A 1,625-nucleotide genomic window follows, 5' to 3' on the forward strand; every position below is an offset into this window, starting at 1 on the left:
TAATGAACCTACGAGTTGCCTTTGCCGGCAAGGTTAAGTGTGACGACACACGTATCCGAAGCGAAAGCGAGTCTGAACAGGGCGTATAGTCGGCAGTGGCAGACGCGAAACCAAGTGATCTACCCTTGGCCAGGTTGAAGGCTGGGTAACACCAGCTGGAGGACCGCACCAATAAGCGTTGAAAAGCTTCTGGATGAGCTGAGGGTAGGGGTGAAAGGCTAATCAAACTTGGAGATAGCTCGTACTCCCCGAAATGCATTTAGGTGCAGCCTTGCGGGTTACTGATGTGAGGTAGAGCGACTGATAAGATGCGAGGGCTTCACCGCCTATCAAGTCTTGACAAACTCCGAATGCGCATCAGTTCTACCGCAGGAGTGAGGGCATGGGTGCTAAGGTCCGTGCCCGAGAGGAGAAGAATCCGGACCACCTGCTAAGGTCCCGAAATGACAGCTAAGTTAAACTAACGAAGTCTGACTGCTAAGACAGCTAGGATGTTGGCTTGGAAGCAGCCATTCATTTAAAGAGTGCGTAACAGCTCACTAGTCGAGGAGTCGGGCGTGGATAATAATCGGGTATTAAGTTGTCTACCGAAGCAGTGGGATCATTAATATGATCGGTAGGGGAGCATTCCAGTCAGCGTCGAAGGCGTACCGTGAGGTATTCTGGAGCGTCTGGAAAAGCAAATGTAGGTATAAGTAACGATAAAGGGGGCGGGAAACCCCCTCGCCGAAAGACTAAGGTTTCCTGATCAACGCTAATCGGATCAGGGTCAGTCGGGTCCTAAGGCTCAGCCGAACGGCGATGCCGATGGCAGAAACGGTTAATATTCCGTTACTACCTTCAGGAGTGACGTGGAGACGCAGTAGTGACAGTGCCGCCATCTGACGGAATAGATGGTTGAAGGGTGTAGGAGTCGATCATGGCAGGCAAATCCACCATGAGATCCGAACCTGACAGTATGCCGCGTCCTTCGGGACAAGGCAATAGTGCGCGTAAGCATGCTGCCGAGAAAATCCGCTAAACTTAATCCTGTAGGTACCCGTACCGCAAACGGACACACGTAGTCGGGATGAATATTCTAAGGCGCTTGAGTGATTCACGGTTAAGGAACTAGGCAAACTGACCCTGTAACTTCGGGATAAAGGGTCCCTACCCTTTTATGGGAGGGCGCAGAGAATCGGTCCAGGCAACTGTTTAACAAAAACACAGGGCTGTGCCAAATCGAAAGATCCAGTATACAGCCTGACACCTGCCCGGTGCTGGAAGGTTAAGAGGAGATGTCATCGATAAGAGAAGCGTTGAATTGAAGCCCCAGTAAACGGCGGCCGTAACTATAACGGTCCTAAGGTAGCGAAATTCCTTGTCGGGTAAGTTCCGACCTGCACGAATGGTGTAATGATCTGGACGCTGTCTCAACCGTGAGCTCAGTGAAATTGTAGTATCGGTGAAGATGCCGATTACCCGCGATGGGACGAAAAGACCCCGTGAACCTTTACTATAGCTTATCATTGAATCTGGGCACGTGATGTGTAGGATAGGTCGGAGGCTTTGAAGCAGGTACGCCAGTATTTGTGGAGCCGCTGTTGAAATACGACCCTTTATTTGTTTGGATTCTAACCCGTGGA

General features: G+C 50.7%; 1 rRNA gene. It reads left to right on the forward strand.

Annotation, left to right across the window (positions count from 1 at the left end):
- Positions 1-1,625: ribosomal RNA gene (locus AB5062_RS22630) — 23S ribosomal RNA — on the forward strand; the annotation flags it as partial.

Source organism: Phocaeicola sp. RTP21359st1_B8_RTP21360_211022, from assembly GCF_040911965.1.
GTDB classification, from domain to species: Bacteria; Bacteroidota; Bacteroidia; order Bacteroidales; family Bacteroidaceae; genus Phocaeicola; species Phocaeicola vulgatus.